The following is a 16,737-nucleotide window of genomic DNA, read 5'->3' as shown; positions in this document are numbered from 1 at the left end:
CTTTTACCTTTTACCAATATGCAGACGACCAATCACATTTTAATGATCCGCCCTATTGATTTTAAATTCAACGAGCAAACGGCTGGAAATAACAAGTTTCAAGTTGCTTCTAGTGAAACCAATGTACAAACAGAGGCCTTAAAAGAGTTTGATGCCTTTGTTGATTTACTGCGGAAAAATAATGTTGATGTGACGGTGGTTGATGATACCTTACAACCTGAAACACCTGATTCTATTTTTCCCAACAATTGGGTTTCCTTTCATGAGGATGGCTCAGTATATCTTTATCCGATGTTTTCTGAAAACCGAAGATTGGAGCGCAGAAAAGAGATATTGGATGGTTTAAAAGAAAACTTTGAAGTTAATCACATCAGCGATTTAAGCTTTTACGAACATCAACATGCATTTTTAGAGGGAACAGGAAGCATGGTATTAGATCGTACTAACAAAATTGCTTATGCCTGCTTAAGTGTGCGTACTGATGAAGAAGTGTTAAACAATTTTTGCATGCTGACCGGATATGAACCGGTGGCATTCCAGGCAGTTGATGAATCAAATTTCCCGATTTACCATACCAATGTCATGATGTGCATCGGCGACCGTTTTGCGGTAATTTGTCTGGATTCGATTAAAGATCCTGAAGAAAAACTGAATGTAACCATCAGTTTAAAAGGCGCCGGAAAAGAAATCATCGAAATCAGCCTGGAACAGATGAACAAATTTGCAGGCAACATGTTACAGCTGAGCAATGCAGTTAACGAAAGTTTATTGGTGATGTCGGAACAGGCTTATCTATCCTTAACTGCTGAGCAGATTGCTGCGCTTGAACAATACAGCAGAATCATTTATGCACCACTTTACACCATTGAAAAAAATGGTGGTGGAAGCGCAAGATGTATGCTGGCAGAAATACATTTGCCGAATAAATCCTGGCTGTAAAAGATTGGCTGGGTGAGCCAACAAATCATGGAATGAATTATAACATGAAAGGTTGTAAAAATCAGTCATTCATTTCGAGCGGAGTTCAACAAAACCCAGAACCATGGAGTGCTCAAAGAAGCTACATCTGTCTGGATAGATCTCTGTATTCCCGATAACATGGCTAAAAAAAACCAGAGTTAAATACCGATCTAAAAAGCTTAGTTGTTTTCTTTGAATTGACGGTGCACAAACATTTGCTGACATATTAGCCTTTTAAGTTTTTGTCTACAAAATCTTCCATATAAGCCTTTACCAGATCTCTCGTGTTTCTAAATTCGACCATAATTTCCTCATCACTACCTGCCGCTTTTGCAGGATCGGGAAAGTTGTGGTGCAGTTTTATGGCCTGCGTTGGAAAATATGGACAACTTTCTTTCGCATGATCACATACGGTAATCACATAATCAAAAGAAACAGCAAAATACTCCTCGATATTGTTAGAGGTTTGACCAGAAATATCAATTCCATCTTCGGCCATTACCTTTATTGCCCTTGGATTAACACCATGAACTTCGATACCCGCGCTATAGATTTTAGCTTTGTTTTGAGCAAAGTTTTTCAAATATCCTTCTGCAAGTTGACTACGGCAACTGTTTCCGGTGCAGAGCACCAATACATTTTTCATTATTTTAAAATTTAAAATTCTTAGCAACAACCACTACCCGGTGTACAACTATTTTGATCAGCAGTAAGGTTAACTAACCCTATTTTTCTTTTTACAGGCTCAGCAGGTGCACAGCATTCTTCACCCGTTGCGGTTGTACCACAACTTCCACCGCGACTTATCGCCTTACATTGTGTAGCATCGGGTGTCAGGTTGATAATCAGATTGTCGCCGTCAATTTTAAATTCACCAGGATACATCTGCCTGGTATCAAATTCTGAATTACCGAATTCAATTTTCACAATACCTTTGGGATTTAAAGCCAGTTTACTTTCTACCAGGTTGATAATGGATAATGCCTTTTTAACCTGCATGGCCCTGCCCTCTTCCTTCTCAGCAGGCTCCCACAACTGCACAATAATTTCAGTCCAGGCATTCATTACGCCTCCGCAATCCACTGAGGTAATCGGCGCTTGTTTAATTTCAGTGATGTGGTAACTGGCATTTACCCACTTATCAGTAGCATATTGAAACTGCAACAGCAATTCAGGATATTGTAGAAGTTCAGCTTTGAAGCTGCTCCATTCTGTTGATAATGTATTAATCATAATATTGCAATTTAACGATTTATTTATGTAAAAAATTTTAACAGCAATTTTGCTTGCCTTTATACGAGGCAAAGAAATCGGCCAGTTGTGTATGTAATAACTTCCAGGTTTTAGGTTCGATACAATAACAGATACTCACCCCTTCAATAGTCCCCTGAATAATACCGGCATTTTTAAGTTCTTTTAAATGCTGAGAAATGGTCGCCTGAGCTAAGCCAAGTTCTTCAACCAGATCACCACAAATACAGGTATCTGATTTCAGGATACGCTGAAGAATCGCAATCCGCGCAGGATGGGCCATCGCTTTTAATAAAGTTGCCATTTGATTTTGCTCTTCGGTGAATATTTCTGTTTTGGTAAGTCCCATAATTTATATCGCAATATTACGATAGATAATTTAGATATCAAAATTTAGTTTTAATTATAGGTTTTCATCAAAAACAGATTATCTAGAGAAAGAGTTGATATTTTTCTGCCACAGAGGTAAGGAAAAACACGGAAATTTGGTCGATAATGGCTCTTGCCTTCACCCTGGTTATAAATGCAGAGAATTTAATAAAAAGTATCGTCATCTCGACTGGAATGCAGTGGAATAGAGAGATCTATCTCGAGATAGATTTTGCTTCGCAGAGCCTTCGGGTTCTCGACTGCGTTGCACTACGCTCGAACGACATTTGAAGGGTAAATAAAAAAACCGCTGACCAAAAAATTGGTCAACGGTTAAATGCTAAATGGATGTATCGCTATTTCTTCGGTTTTGCGCTCATGTAAAAAGTAAGCTTTCCACCGTTGGTGATATCAGCGTGTTTGATTTTATGATCGGTAATTTCTTTGCCATTCAATAAAACTTTTTCTACATATACATTTTTATTGCTTTGTTTAATGGCTTCAACCGTGAAAGTTTTACCATTCTCTAAGTTGATTACCGCATTGTTAACTAAAGGACTTCCTAACGAATATACATCAGAACCTGGTGCTACAGGATAAAATCCTAAAGAGGAAAACATGTACCAGGCGCTCATTTGTCCGCAATCATCGTTTCCGCCCAAACCATCGGCTGTAGGTTTATATTGCATGTTTAAAATGTGACGAACTTGTGCCTGTGTTTTCCATGGCTGATCGGCCCAGTTGTAAAAATATACAATGTGGTGTGCCGGTTCGTTTCCATGAACATAACCGCCAATAATACCTTCGCGGGTAATGTCTTCAGTATGTGCGAAAAACTCATCTGGTAAATGCATGGTAAACAAAGTATCTAAACGGGTGGCGAATTTCTTTTTACCGCCCATCATTTCGATTAGTGAAGCAGGATCCTGTGGAACAAAGAAACTGTAATTCCAGCTGTTGCCTTCAATAAAACCCTGTCCTTCGGTATCTTTTGGATCAAATTGTTTTTTAAATGTTCCATCTGCCAATTTCGGACGCATAAAACCAGAAGTGCTGTCGTAGTTGTTTTTCCAATTGTTAGAACGTTTGATAAACTCATCGTAAACATCCATCCGGTTTAATTTCCTGGCCAGTTGTGCAATCGACCAATCATCGTAAGAATACTCTAAATTATTAGAAACCGAAATGCCCGATTTTTCTGCCGGGATATAACCTTTATCCATATAATAGCCAATGCCTTCATAATCGCGGTGTTTAGCTGTTGCAATACAGGCATCTAGTGCTTTATTAGGATCGCCCGTGTAAGTACCTTTTATAATCGCATCAGAAATTACTGAAACACTATGGTAACCACTCATACACCAGTTATCGTTGGCATAGTGCGACCAAATCGGTAGCATGTGCAAACTGCTCTGATCGTAATGCGCCAGCATCGATTTCACCATGTCGTTACTACGGCCCGGCTGGGTAATGTTGAAGAATGGGTGTAAAGCACGGTAAGTATCCCATAGTGAGAATGTGGTATAATTGGTAAAACCGTCAGCCTTATGTATACCCTGATCTAAACCTTTATACTCACCGTTAACATCTGTGTAAGTAGTTGGATTGATGTAAGCATGGTATAAAGCGGTATAAAAGTTTATTTTATTATCGTTTGAGGTTTTTACCTGGATTTTATTCAACTCTTTGTTCCAGGTAGCCTGTGCCTGTTCTTTTACTTTTTCGAAATCCCAGCCCGAAATTTCTGCACGCATATTCTGCAAAGCATTTTCCTGACTAACTGGCGATAAAGCAAATTTAATTTTGATCTTCTCCCCTTCCCGGGTATCAAAATCGAAGAACATTTTTAACTTTTTGCCTGCAATTTCAGGGAAGTTTTGTTCCTGGTTGAATTTACCCCAGAAACCTCTGTAAGCTTGTTTGGCGTCGTAGCTTTTACGTCCGTAGCTTTTAAAAGGTTTAGAAAAACTCATCGCAAAATAAACGGTCCTGGTCCTCGCCCATCCATTCGTCTGGCGGTAACCGGTAACCAAAGTATCATTAACTACACGAACGTAAGTCCAAACGGTTTTTTCTTCGTAATTGTAAATACCGGCCATTAAATCGAGGATAATATGCGATTGATCCGATTTAGGGAAAGTATATTGGTGCATGCCTACCCTTGTAGTTGAGGTGAGTTCTGCAGTAATGTTATCGTCATCCAGTTTTACCTTATAATAACCCGCTTCTGCCACTTCATTGGCATGAGAAAACGCCGAACGGTAACCTCCTTTAGGATTTGATGCCGTGCCAGGGTTTAACTGCAGTTTTCCTTGTGTAGGCATGATCAGGAAATCGCCCAGATCAGAGTGGCCTGTACCACTGAAATGGGTATGGCTAAAGCCGGTAATGGTTTTATCTTCGTATTTGTAACCCGCACAGTATTTATATACATCACCATTGTATTTTCCGTTTACTTCATAAGATAAAGTATCGGTTTCTGGACTTAACTGTACTGCGCCAAAGGGAACGGTTGCACCAGGATAGGTATGCCCCATTTTTGAGGTGCCTATAATAGGCTTCACATACTGTACCAGATTCTGCTGTGCCGATGCTATCATGGCTGAAAGCAAAAGGCAAGGCAGGATAACTTTTTTAATCATATCTTTTAAAATTAGCTTGTTTTTTGTTGAAAATTCTAAGGTATAAATTTATCTTCAAATATGCATAAAACACATACTAAAACGTTTAAGTGAAACAAAAAATACATTTTAGATTGTTGAAGATACGATTTATTGCATTTTCAAACCTCGCAGGTTTTTAAAACCCGCGAGGTTTATGTTGCTTAGACTACAGGCCCTGTTAAATAAACCTGATATAAGTGTAAAGCCCACATCCCGATTTTTCATCGGGAGAGGACTTGCAGCGATAGCAGGGCTACCGGCAGCGATTAACACTGAATCACTCCTTTTTAAAAAATATTGACCACCAAAGCCACCTTAGCACATCTAAGTAACCGCTTTTTACAAGTAACTGACTTCCTTTAAATAATTTCAGCTAAATAAACCTTATTTTTGCATCCTATATTTTTAAGATGAGTAAACACGGTAGAATTCTGGTTGCCATGAGTGGCGGGGTTGATAGTTCGGTAGCGGCTGTAATGTTGCATGAGCAGGGTTATGAGGTTATTGGCTTAACTATGAAGACCTGGGATTATGCCACTTCTGGCGGTAGCAGCAAAGAAACTGGATGTTGCTCATTAGACAGCATTAACGATGCTCGTACTCTTGCAGTAAATTATGGTTTTCCACATTATATCCTCGATATCAGGGATGAATTCGGCGATTACGTAATCGACAATTTTGTTGATGAATACCTTGCCGGAAGAACGCCAAACCCGTGTGTATTATGCAATACACACATTAAATGGGAAGCGCTTTTAAAACGTGCCAATAAACTGGATTGCGAATTTATTGCAACCGGGCATTATGCCAATATCCGTCAGCAAGACAGTGGCCGTTATGTAATTTCGAAGGGAAAAGACGAAAATAAAGATCAATCTTATGTATTATGGGGTGTTTCACAGGAAAACCTTTCGCGCACTAAATTCCCGTTGGGTAGTTTTGCCAAATCTGAAATCAGACAGATGGCTTTAGATATGGGGCAAGAGGAACTGGCTAAAAAATCGGAGAGTTATGAAATATGTTTTGTTCCGGATAACGATTACAGGGCTTTCTTAAAACATAAAGTAGAGGATTTAGAAGACAGAGTAGCCGGTGGAAATTTTATTTTAAGTAATGGAATGATCGTTGGGCAACACAAGGGTTATCCTTTTTATACCATTGGTCAACGTAAAGGTTTAGGCGTTGCCTTTGGTGAGCCCATGTTTGTAACGCAAATCCTGCCAGAAAGTAATACCGTAGTTTTAGGTAAAGCTGAGGAACTTGAACGTCGCGAAGCTATGGTTCGTAACATTAACCTGATAAAATATGCAAGCATTGAGGAGCCAATGAATGATGTGATTACCAAAATCCGTTACAAGGACGCGGGTATGTTAAGTACAATCGTCCAGGAAAAGGATAAAATGCGTGTAGTGTTCGATCATAATGTTTCAGCAATTGCTCCTGGTCAATCGGCTGTATTTTACGAAGGAAATGATTTATTAGGCGGAGGATTTTTAGTTTAATACTTCCTCTACTATGTTATAAAAAAACGAGTTACCATTTGGTAACTCGTTTTTTTATTTGAGTTTTATTACGATATAGTGGAGAAATCGTCATGCTGAATTTAGTTCAGCATCTTTCATGCTACCTACTTGTTTTTAACTTCTATAATTCTATTAATCATAATAGTAAATTTATCAATTAAGATTCCCGCATACGCGAGAATGAAGATCGCTATAAAAAATATTATTTAAAACGTATTTCTTTATTATTCACTTCCCTTAAAAACATTAATCGATGCGGTTTTCCAATGAATGTAACCTAAATTACCGCAGGTTTGAGCTACAAAGTTTTCTACATCCTCCGGCACATCGTTAACTACACGCCATCTGATTTTATATTTTGGGTTATAACTGATATAAACCACCAAATCATCACTACGTTGCCCAATGGCATGTAAATGCTGCAAATGGATATCCTGCAAATCTGCGGCAGCAATCCTCAGTCTTTCATTCATGATTTTACCTAATGAAAGATCTGGTCTGAAATCTGTTTCGAATATGGCTAAAACGGTAACGGTCATAGAAAAATAAATATATCAGCAAACAAACCAAGCTAGAAGCTTTTTGTTTAAAATCATCAATTAAATACATCGAATTATCTTGATGATAGCTCCTGTATCTTGTCTCCAAAAGCAAATCTATACTAAAAAAATTAGTATCAAAATTTATTTTTATATTTTTTTTAGTTAGCGTAAAAATTATAGAAACTGATGACAAGAGCTACTAATAAGGTTAATAACTCAGAAATTGTGTATAACTATCTTAAACATCTGATAACTAGATTAGTTATCCATATAACTAAAGTTGAGCTTATGAAAAAGTGCATCTATGTAGTGGAAGACAATCCGAATATTAGAGAAATTATCGAATTTCTATTAATTGAAGAGCTTTACGAGGTAAAGACCTGTCCAAACATCAACGATTTCTGGCTCCAGATGAGCAAGCATCTGCCAGATATGGTAATTCTTGACATTATGTTACCTGATGGAAACGGACTGGATATCTGCAATGCGCTAAAACGAAATATTAAAACATACAATATTCCGGTAATGATGATGTCGGCCAATAACCATTTAAATACAGTTAAAGCAAAGTGTGATGCAGAAGATTTTATCAATAAACCTTTTGATCTGAATGATTTTGCCAGCAGGGTTGAGAAATATTTAGCAGCATAATTTTTAGTCAAAAGTCACTAGTCCACAGTCTTTAGTCGATTATTTAATTTTACTAATGACCAGTGAACTAATGATTAATTAACTATCTAAAGTGATATACTTTCAATTGCTTTATATAAAGCCACATCTTTTAAATCTGGAATGCTTACGCCTTCTGCGCGATATGCGGTGATATCGGTCATACCCATAAAACCAAGAACCGATCTTAGATAAGATTCGGTAAAATCATAAGGTTTCATTGGTCCTTCTGAATACACCCCACCGGAGGAGATCGCCAGATATACTTTTTTATTTTTTACCAAACCTTCAGGACCTTTTTCTGAGTAACGGAATGTTTGCCCTGCCCTTGCAATATGATCGATCCATGCTTTTAAAGTAGAAGGGATACCGAAATTATACAATGGCGCACCGATTACAATCACATCGGCATCTTTAAGTTCGGCAATGGCCTCATTTGAATGTTTTATTGCTTCCGTAAATTCTGCGGTGTGATTTTCCTGCGGTGTAAAGAAAGAATTGATATGTACTTCCTCCAAATGCGGAAAAGGGGTATTGGTAAGGTCGTGAGTTGTTAAAGTGCTACCTGGATTTGCAGCCTGTAATTTTTCTACGATGGCATTTCCCAATTTAATACTGAAAGATGCTTCGCCTCTTGGGCTTGATATAAGATGTAATATTTTCATTTTTTTTGCCTTTTTATGTCTGGCAAAATTACAGATACGAAGTATCAAAAAGCTATTACTATACCAAAGGATAGCGCTATCCTTTGGTATAGTAGCAAGTTCATCCCAATAAAAAAGTGGCAAGAATAATATATCGAGAAGCCGTCATTCCCAATCTGATTGGGAACCTTAATGCATTATAAAGTTATTTGTATGCTTTAAGATTCCTGCATACGCGAGAATAACGCGACAACACAAAGATAATTATACTTAATGAATTTCACTTTTTAGCCTTCACAAACTTTATTTTCATTATTTAACAGGTTCTATCACAGCAACAAAACCACCGTCTTTAACCATCTTGATATCGATCGTTTCTCCTGCTTTAATTAGTTTTAAGATGCGTTTAAAATCCATTGCCTGAAAATCGGCGTTGATGCCATCTTTGATCAGGGTAATTTGGTAATTAATATTAGGTTTCAAAAAACCGGTCTCCATTTTCAGGTCGTGTTTTTGATCGTTACCCATAGCACCGATAAACCATCTTTCGCCTTTACGTTTTGCGGTAACGATATATTCTCCAACGCTGGCATCCAGAATTCTGGTTTCATCCCAGGTTACTGGAACGCCGGTAATAAACGAAGTGGTTTCAGGCTCTCTTAAATAGTTAAAAGGATTATCGGCCAACATTTGAAAACCACTTTCAAAAACAATATACATAGCCAGTTGATGCGCCCTAGTACCAATGCTCATGGTATTTACCCAGCTGGGTTTATAATCTTGCTTATGTGCCGAACGCATGGCTCCCGGAGTGTAATCCATAGGCCCCACTGCATTACGCAAAAATGGAAGAAACAAATTGTTGTTTGGTGTAGCCAGACCGCCTCCAATGTTTTGCTCCATTCCGATAACGCCTTCATAAGAAAGCACATTTGGATAGGCAACCTCTAAACCTGCGGGTTTAAATGCTCCATGGAAATCGACTAAAATGTGGTGTTTGGCCGCTTCTTTGGCTACGCGGGTATAATAATTCACCATCCACTGGTCGCTCCTATCCATGAAATCAATTTTTACTCCGGCAATGCCCCACTTTTCAAGCGTTTCGAAAATATTGAAGTTATTTTCTACCGCCAGCCAGGTAAACCAAAGTACAATTTTTACATTTTTTTGTTTGCCATAAGCAATTAGTTCCTGCAGGTTGATAGTTGGATTTGGTTCGAAAGGATTTAAAGTGGTTTTTGCCCATCCTTCATCCATGATAATGTAAGGAATGCCAAATTTTGAAGCAAAATCGATGTAATATTTATAGGTGTCCTGATTATAACCAGATTTAAAATCTACTCCATAAACATAAGCATTGTGCCACCACTCCCAGGTTACCTGACCAGGTTTAATCCATTTGGTATCCTCCAACTGGTTGGGTGTACTCAATTTATACACCATTTGATTAGCCGCCAGTTGGGTGTCTTTATCGGTTATGACCAAAAATCGCCAGGGAAAGGATCTTTTACCAGTTGTTTTAGCAATATAATCAGCCTCTTTTAATATTTTTTTGCTTCTGTCTCCATCTTCACCAAAAGCCAAAGGCACTTTCGGAAAAACAGCATCAATACTTCTATCATTTACTGCTTTTACGAACAAACATGGATAATCGTAGAGATCAGCTTCTGACAGTAGTGCTTTATACTTACCGGTATTGAATAAAATTGGCAGCACACTCATATTATCCTTATTTACCTTTCCAAGTTCATCCTGACGGTAAAGAATTTCGTAAGCGGTTTTAAAACTACCCGTTTCCAGGTATGCTGCTTTTACCTTATCATTAAAATTGAGATGCACATCTTCACTGTTTATCCTGATTGAATCTTTTTTATTGGTAATAAAGCGATAAGCAATCCCATCGTTATAAGCTCTGAATTCGATACTGAAATCGCCTTTAAAATCGAGTTTTAACAAACTATAGTGGTTTACCACCGTGCTATTTTTAAGTGGAATTACCGGGTTAGAAGTAGTATTGACTATAGAAAGTGTTTTTTTGATCAGTTTGGCATTAGCACCCAGTTTAGCCTGATCCAGATTTAACTGAAGATATGAATCGGTTAAAAAAGAATCGCCATTAAAAGTAACCGCATAACCGATCCTACCTTTAATATTTACCGATATTTTAATGCGTTTATCGGGCGATAACAGTTCAATAGGTGCGCTAAATAATTTCATTGTAAAACACAGCAATAAAATAGATAGCGATAAGTGTTTTTTCATAGTTGATTAGTTTTTTACATCAAAAAGCTTAATAAATCGTTTTAGTTTAATAAAGTTAAACAAGTTTTTGATTTCGTAAGAGATTTCTTTGTGATATTATAAGGAAAAGAAAAAAACACCATATATGCTAAGGGCCGGCTTAATAAATTAAACCAGCCCTTCTATTTCCCTGAAATATTATTGAAAACTATTTTCCGGCTAAAGCATTCACCTTCTTTAAATGCTTTTTTAATATGGGTAAATATTTCCGTGCATACGTTTTAACGTCAACATCGGAAGATTGAGATGCTTTTTCAAACAAGGCAACAGCTTTTTGATGATCTGAAACCATCATTTCTATATAAGCCTTATCAAAGGAGCTTCCGCTTAAATTATTGAGCCGGTCAATCGATTGGGTTACTTCAGTTTCTGTTGTTCCGTTAGCCGCTTTTTTTGCCAAACCAGTATTACCGGCTTCTCCTCCGGCATTCTTGGTACGGGAGGTATCTTTCATGTTTTCAGGAGCAGAATCAATTCTTCCATCCGGCCGTTGCCCACCCTCCGGGGTACTCATGGGCAGCCCTATCTTTTTAAGTTTTGCCAATATCCTTAATTCTTCATTGGCCTTAGTATGATCATCAACCATCATCTGGCCAAAAGCTTTGACTTTTTTATCAGTAGCTTTATTGTCAGCAAGCTTTCCTGTTAAAACCTCTTTCATTCCTGCAATTGCCGCTTGTTGCAAAAATTGCGCAGTTGTTAATGAGTCTTGCTGATGGATATAATCAGTTAACATAGAATAATGCCAATCAGCTTTTGCAATCGCATTAAATGAAGTAGCTGAAATTATCATTCCCACTACTGCTATTTCCCTGGTATTGAAGCGGTTTTTCATGATTAAGTAATTAAGGTAAAAATGCATTAATAGAACCCGGTTAACATTAAAAAAGTTTGAATAATAACCTCATTATTTAAAACGATACAACACCAGGGGGTTAAGATTTTAAATTTTCACTAAACTTAATCCAATTTTATCCTGTTCTATTATAAAAACATATACTATGGAAAATCAAGAAAACAACCAACCGGAAGAAGAAATTCAAAATATTGAACAGTTCCAGATCAACCGATCGGAAGGAAATGCATCTGAAGGTCATGCTACTCCAGAACCAGCTGAAGATGATGAGTATACAGAGGATGAGATTCCCTTTGCTGATGGTGAAGGCACACAGCTTAACGAAGAGATTGAAAACCCTGAAGAAGATGACGAAGTATTAGAAGATGATGCAAGTTTGGAAAGTGAATCGGAAGATTACAACGAATCGGATATTGAAGAGTTGGATAAAGATCCAAACGCCTACGAAAAGGAAGATGACGAAATGTTATAAAGTAGTTTTATAGCAAGAATACCGGATGCCAGGCAAAAATTGTCTGGCATTTTTATTTAAACAATGACGATCCGCAGTATTTACAAAACAAGGCATCGCTATCATGTCCTTCCCTGCTACAGCTAGGGCAAGATTCGGGCATTTCTTTTTTCTGTCGAGCAGCAACTGCAATGTCGTGGGTAATAATTCCGGTAGGTACTGCTATGATGGCATAACCGATGAGCATCACTACAGAAGCCACAAATTTTCCAAGCGGTGTAATGGGCGAAATATCACCATAACCTACTGTAGTGATGGTTACAATAGCCCAATAAATGCTTTCTGGGATATTTGAGAACCCATTTTCCCGTTTTTCTACCAAATACATAATAGAGCCCAGAATTACGGTAATGGTTAAAACGGTAAGCAGAAATATGCTAATCTTGCGGACACTGTTTTTTAATGCATGGGTTAAGAAATTAATCTCCGTTAAAAAATGTCCGAGTTTGAATATCCTGAAAACACGAAGCAGCCTTAACGCTCTAAAAACCAGCAAAGATTGTGCACCAATAAGAAATATACTTAAATAAGATGGTAGTAAGGCGATCAGATCAATAATTCCTAAAGGACTGATTACGTACCGGATCGGTTTTCTAATACTGACCAGCCTTAAAATATATTCGATGGTGAAAAGCGCGGCAAAAATCCATTCTGTAATGTTAAACAACTTGCCATATTGCTGATGGATACTGACCACACTATCGAGCATCACCACAATAATGCTGGAAAAAATGGCAATTAACAGCCCCACATCAAAAGCTTTACCAGCCGGTGTATTCGATTCGTAAATAATTTCGTGAAGCTTAAAACGCCAATTTTTAGATGAATCTGATGACATAGTTTTTCAAGTAGTTTTAAAGGTAACAGAAATTACCCATTTACAACTTCCCCACCGTTAACATGTATTACCTGTCCGGTAATAAACGAGGCATCGTCTGAAGCAAGGAATACATAAGATGGGCCAAGTTCTGAAGGTTGCCCTGCCCTTTCCATTGCCGTTTCTGATCCAAATGACTTAATCTTTTCTTCATCAAAGGTAGATACAATGAGTGGTGTCCATACCGGGCCTGGCGCAACGGCATTTACCCGGACACCTGTTTTGGCTAAATTTGTAGCGAGCGAACGGGTAAATGAAGTTATTGCGCCTTTTGTTGAAGAGTAATCGATCAGATTAGGCGAAGAACGGTAAGCTGTTACTGAGGTAGTATTGATAATGGCATCGCCCGCCTGGAGATAGGGTAACACCTCATGTGCAAAGTAAAAATAGCCGAATATATTTGTACGGAAGGTATCCTCCAATTGCTTACTGTCAATATTTTTTGGATCTTTCTGCGGAACCTGCATCCCGGCATTATTGACCAAAATATTGATCTTTCCAAACTTTTTAACCGTTGTTTCTACGGCCTTTTTACAGAACGGAGGCTTTTTTACATCTCCTTTAATCAATAAGCAACTTTTACCTTCAGCTTCAACCATTTTTTGGGTTTCTTTTGCATCAATATCTTCATCCAGATAAACAATGGCCACATCAGCACCTTCTCGTGCAAAATGGACAGCTACCGAACGGCCAATTCCACTATCTCCACCGGTAATTAATGCGACCTTATCATTCAGTTTACCCGCTCCCTTATAGGTTGCTTTAATTACTTCAGGTTTTGGATCCATCTTCGCTTCTATCCCCGGTTGTTTGTTTTGTTTGGCAGGTGTTTTTTGTGTTTTCATTGCTTCTTGTCTAATTAAGTTTCAATACTGCTAATTAAACAAGAATATCTTCTTCAAAGTTTTAAGAACTTCAGCCTTAGCCGTTAGCATTTAAACCAATTTAACTTAATATTTTGCTCATATCCCAACATTTTAGAAGCTCATAGCATAGTAAATTAGCTTTTCATCCTAACCAAAATAACCACAAATGAGAAAACTAATTTTATCAGCTTTGCTGATGTTCAGCCTAACTTTTTCTGGTTTTACCCAAAATCGGCTGAGCAATTAAACCGCTGCTGAAAAAACCAAAAGAATGGAATGGTGGACAGATGCCCGTTTCGGCATGTTCATCCACTGGGGTTTATATGCAATGCCAGCGCGCCACGAATGGGTTAAGAGCAATGAACACATCACCAACGAAAACTACCAGAAATATTTCGATCAGTTTAATCCCGATTTATATAACCCCAAACAGTGGGCAAAGGAAGCTAAAGCGGCGGGAATGAAATATGCCGTGCTCACTACCAAACACCACGAAGGCTTTACCTTGTTTGATAGCAAATACACCGATTATAAAGCCACCAATACACAGGCAAAAAGAGACCTGGTAAAAGAATTTGTGGAAGCTTTCCGCGCAGAAGGCATCAAAGTAGGTTTTTATTATTCGCTTATTGATTGGCACCATCCTGATTTTACAGTTGATAGGTATCATCCCTTAAAACCAAATAATGATAACGAAGCTGAATATGCAGCATTAAACAAAAATAGGGATATGGCTAAATATCGTAAATATTTATTCGATCAGGTAACTGAACTGTTAACCCGGTATGGAAAAATCGATATTCTATGGGCCGACTTTTCTTATCCCGGCAAATATGGTAAAGGCCGTGATGATTGGGGTTCGGTTGCGCTACTTAAGCAAATTAGAAAACTGCAGCCACAAATTATTGTAGATAACCGTTTGGATCTCAATGATTATGAAGATGGTGCAGATTTCGAAACACCTGAACAGGTTAGTCCGAAAGAATTAGAAAAATACCATGGAAAAGTTTGGGAAACCTGTCAAACCTTTTCAGGCTCATGGGGATATCATCGCGATGAAAATACCTGGAAAAGCAACAGGAAATTACTGGATTTATTAATTACTTCGATAGCCAATGGCGGCAACTTATTGTTAAATGTTGGTCCTACTGCCCGTGGCGAATTTGATAACAGAGCAAACATTGCTTTAGATAGTCTAAGCCTATGGATGCATGCCAACTCGAAATCAATTTACCACTGTACTTTTGCTCCGGCCGAATTTAAAGCACCTGAAGGTGTAAAACTTACCTATAACAAAGACACCAAAAAATTATATGTGCACTTGTTCGAATATCCTAATACTGGTTCCATTACCTTAGAAGGTTATAAAGACAAAACGAAATATGCACAGTTTTTACATGATAATTCGGAAGTACAGATCGACAATGAAAAATCAAATGCTAATACGCTGTTATTAAAACTACCCAAGAAAAAGCCTGATTTTGAAATCCCTGTAATTGAATTAACACTAAACTAATCAACCTGCATTAGTCATCAGGAGCCTGCGAGTTACATCTTGCAGGCTTTATTGTTGGTCGGGTTTTATATTTTCTAACTAGAATTGAACAAAACATATCATGGTTTTAATTGTCTTACATTAAAAGCTATCATGAAAGTAAAAGGCGCGTTTATCCATACCCTTAAAACAGGCGAAAGTGCTTTGATTCTATTAGCAGATAATAAAATAGAACAAGATAAGCTTTATCAGCACTTAGCCGTTGATGCTTACCAGTTTAAAAAAGAAATTGTAGCAGAAGAGCCACGTATCGTATTAATATCAGCCGGTTATAAAAATGAAAATAATGAAATAACCTGGAACCGGGAATATATACCAGTACCAAAATGGTACGACCAGAATTAAATTCTAATTAAACACATTGATAGCGATAAATGTTAAGTAGCTTATGAAGTTTATTGTATTGCCTTTTTTCTTTTTCATAAGCTATTTTAAATCAAACGCTCAATATACCGATAGTACCAATTACCATGTACTGCTTACTTCAACCGGATCGATTAACCGCACAAATGACGATCGTGCCTATTTATTAAACAATGCGCTTAATTTCGGCATGAAAAAGAAAAGTTTTGTTCTAAATTCAACTACCGCATGGCTTTATGGCAAGCAGAACAGTAATTTAACCAACAACGATTTTTCTACCACCTTAAACTTTAACCTGTATAAAACCTTCCCGCATTTTTATTATTGGGGTTTGGTCAATTACAATACCAGTTATTCGTTAAAATTAAAAAACCAATTGCTTGCGGGCGGAGGCATCGCCTATAGTGTATTGGATAAACCTAATGCCTATATTAACCTAAGTGATGGGATATTATTTGATCAAAGTAGCTTAATTGCAGGTGATAGTTACCATACATACCGGAATTCACTAAGATTACAATATCATTTCGCCATAAAAGAGCTGATTACGCTTGATGGGAATCATTTTTTACAAAATTCTTTCGATAGAAAAGGCGATCATATCATCCGCTCTACCACTACCCTTGGATTAAAACTCCGCAAATGGATAAGCCTTACCGTGGCACTGAATTATAATAAATTGAACATTACGCGTAGCGAAAACCTTAACCTTACGTATGGCTTAACGCTTGATAAGTATTTTTAGATTAGCATTCAGTCCGAAGTCCTCAGTCTGTAGTCCAAAGTC

16 protein-coding genes and 1 pseudogene are annotated in these 16,737 nt (G+C 37.7%); 7 read left to right on the top strand and 10 right to left on the bottom strand.

The window, feature by feature from the left end; genetic code table 11:
* Window positions 1–18 precede the first annotated feature (18 nt).
* Window positions 19–939 carry a citrulline utilization hydrolase CtlX gene (ctlX, locus tag FFJ24_RS09520; protein ID WP_138821276.1) on the top strand — a complete coding sequence of 307 codons (921 nt, stop codon included), beginning with the start codon at window positions 19–21 and terminating at the stop codon, window positions 937–939.
* A 247-nt stretch (window positions 940–1,186) separates the two neighbouring features.
* Here ctlX and FFJ24_RS09515 read toward each other — a convergent pair whose 3' ends face one another.
* The 4 genes from FFJ24_RS09515 to FFJ24_RS09500 all read right to left on the bottom strand — a co-directional run bounded on the left by FFJ24_RS09515 (window position 1,187) and on the right by FFJ24_RS09500 (window position 5,222).
* Window positions 1,187–1,606 (bottom strand): arsenate reductase ArsC, encoded by a 420-nt coding sequence (locus FFJ24_RS09515; protein ID WP_138821275.1) that lies wholly within the window; start codon window positions 1,604–1,606, stop codon window positions 1,187–1,189.
* Between the two features lie 20 nt (window positions 1,607–1,626).
* Window positions 1,627–2,193 carry a DUF6428 family protein gene (locus FFJ24_RS09510; protein WP_138821274.1) on the bottom strand — a complete coding sequence of 189 codons (567 nt, stop codon included), beginning with the start codon at window positions 2,191–2,193 and terminating at the stop codon, window positions 1,627–1,629.
* Window positions 2,194–2,230: 37 nt separating this feature from the next.
* Window positions 2,231–2,560, bottom strand: coding sequence for a helix-turn-helix transcriptional regulator (locus FFJ24_RS09505; RefSeq protein ID WP_138821273.1), 330 nt, complete (start codon window positions 2,558–2,560; stop codon window positions 2,231–2,233).
* A 376-nt stretch (window positions 2,561–2,936) separates the two neighbouring features.
* Window positions 2,937–5,222 carry a GH92 family glycosyl hydrolase gene (locus FFJ24_RS09500; protein WP_210419493.1) on the bottom strand — a complete coding sequence of 762 codons (2,286 nt, stop codon included), beginning with the start codon at window positions 5,220–5,222 and terminating at the stop codon, window positions 2,937–2,939.
* Window positions 5,223–5,653: 431 nt separating this feature from the next.
* Between FFJ24_RS09500 and mnmA the strand changes: the two genes are divergently transcribed.
* Window positions 5,654–6,745, top strand: a complete 1,092-nt coding sequence (mnmA, locus tag FFJ24_RS09495) for a tRNA 2-thiouridine(34) synthase MnmA (RefSeq protein ID WP_138821272.1) — start codon at window positions 5,654–5,656, stop codon at window positions 6,743–6,745.
* 245 nt (window positions 6,746–6,990) lie between these two features.
* On the opposite strand, the gene FFJ24_RS09490 is transcribed toward mnmA, so the two are convergent.
* A complete protein-coding gene (locus FFJ24_RS09490; RefSeq protein WP_138821271.1) occupies window positions 6,991–7,305 on the bottom strand; it encodes a hypothetical protein in 315 nt (104 codons plus the stop codon).
* A gap of 291 nt (window positions 7,306–7,596) precedes the next feature.
* Between FFJ24_RS09490 and FFJ24_RS09485 the strand changes: the two genes are divergently transcribed.
* Window positions 7,597–7,959 (top strand): response regulator transcription factor, encoded by a 363-nt coding sequence (locus FFJ24_RS09485; protein WP_138821270.1) that lies wholly within the window; start codon window positions 7,597–7,599, stop codon window positions 7,957–7,959.
* 86 nt (window positions 7,960–8,045) lie between these two features.
* Here FFJ24_RS09485 and FFJ24_RS09480 read toward each other — a convergent pair whose 3' ends face one another.
* The 3 genes from FFJ24_RS09480 to FFJ24_RS09470 form a co-directional block, all read right to left on the bottom strand.
* Window positions 8,046–8,642 (bottom strand): FMN-dependent NADH-azoreductase, encoded by a 597-nt coding sequence (locus FFJ24_RS09480; protein ID WP_138821269.1) that lies wholly within the window; start codon window positions 8,640–8,642, stop codon window positions 8,046–8,048.
* Window positions 8,643–8,933: 291 nt separating this feature from the next.
* Complete coding sequence (locus tag FFJ24_RS09475; RefSeq protein ID WP_138821268.1) at window positions 8,934–10,883, bottom strand: glycoside hydrolase family 97 protein; 1,950 nt, start codon at window positions 10,881–10,883, stop codon at window positions 8,934–8,936.
* A gap of 187 nt (window positions 10,884–11,070) precedes the next feature.
* Window positions 11,071–11,757 (bottom strand): DUF4142 domain-containing protein, encoded by a 687-nt coding sequence (locus FFJ24_RS09470; protein WP_168202431.1) that lies wholly within the window; start codon window positions 11,755–11,757, stop codon window positions 11,071–11,073.
* 166 nt (window positions 11,758–11,923) lie between these two features.
* Here FFJ24_RS09470 and FFJ24_RS09465 point away from each other — a divergent pair, with 166 nt between their 5' ends.
* Window positions 11,924–12,250: a hypothetical protein gene (locus FFJ24_RS09465; RefSeq protein ID WP_138821266.1), complete on the top strand. Its 327-nt coding sequence runs from the start codon at window positions 11,924–11,926 to the stop codon at window positions 12,248–12,250.
* A gap of 52 nt (window positions 12,251–12,302) precedes the next feature.
* Here the strand turns inward: FFJ24_RS09465 and FFJ24_RS09460 are convergent, their stop codons facing one another.
* Both FFJ24_RS09460 and FFJ24_RS09455 read right to left on the bottom strand, forming a co-directional pair.
* Complete coding sequence (locus FFJ24_RS09460; RefSeq protein ID WP_138821265.1) at window positions 12,303–13,127, bottom strand: ion transporter; 825 nt, start codon at window positions 13,125–13,127, stop codon at window positions 12,303–12,305.
* 32 nt (window positions 13,128–13,159) lie between these two features.
* A complete protein-coding gene (locus FFJ24_RS09455) occupies window positions 13,160–14,011 on the bottom strand; it encodes an SDR family oxidoreductase (protein WP_138821264.1) in 852 nt (283 codons plus the stop codon).
* 289 nt (window positions 14,012–14,300) lie between these two features.
* Here FFJ24_RS09455 and FFJ24_RS09450 point away from each other — a divergent pair.
* The 3 genes and pseudogenes from FFJ24_RS09450 to FFJ24_RS09440 all read left to right on the top strand — a co-directional run.
* Window positions 14,301–15,548: pseudogene (locus tag FFJ24_RS09450) on the top strand (alpha-L-fucosidase); the annotation flags it as partial.
* Between the two features lie 132 nt (window positions 15,549–15,680).
* The gene (locus tag FFJ24_RS09445) at window positions 15,681–15,932 is read left to right on the top strand and encodes a hypothetical protein (protein ID WP_138821263.1); all 252 of its coding nucleotides are present in this window, start codon (window positions 15,681–15,683) and stop codon (window positions 15,930–15,932) included.
* Between the two features lie 43 nt (window positions 15,933–15,975).
* On the top strand, window positions 15,976–16,695 hold the full coding sequence (locus FFJ24_RS09440) for a DUF481 domain-containing protein (RefSeq protein ID WP_138821262.1): 720 nt from the start codon (window positions 15,976–15,978) through the stop codon (window positions 16,693–16,695).
* Window positions 16,696–16,737: the final 42 nt, after the last annotated feature.

The organism is Pedobacter sp. KBS0701 (assembly GCF_005938645.2).
GTDB lineage: Bacteria > Bacteroidota > Bacteroidia > Sphingobacteriales > Sphingobacteriaceae > Pedobacter.
This window is presented reverse-complemented; position numbering and strand designations above follow the sequence as displayed.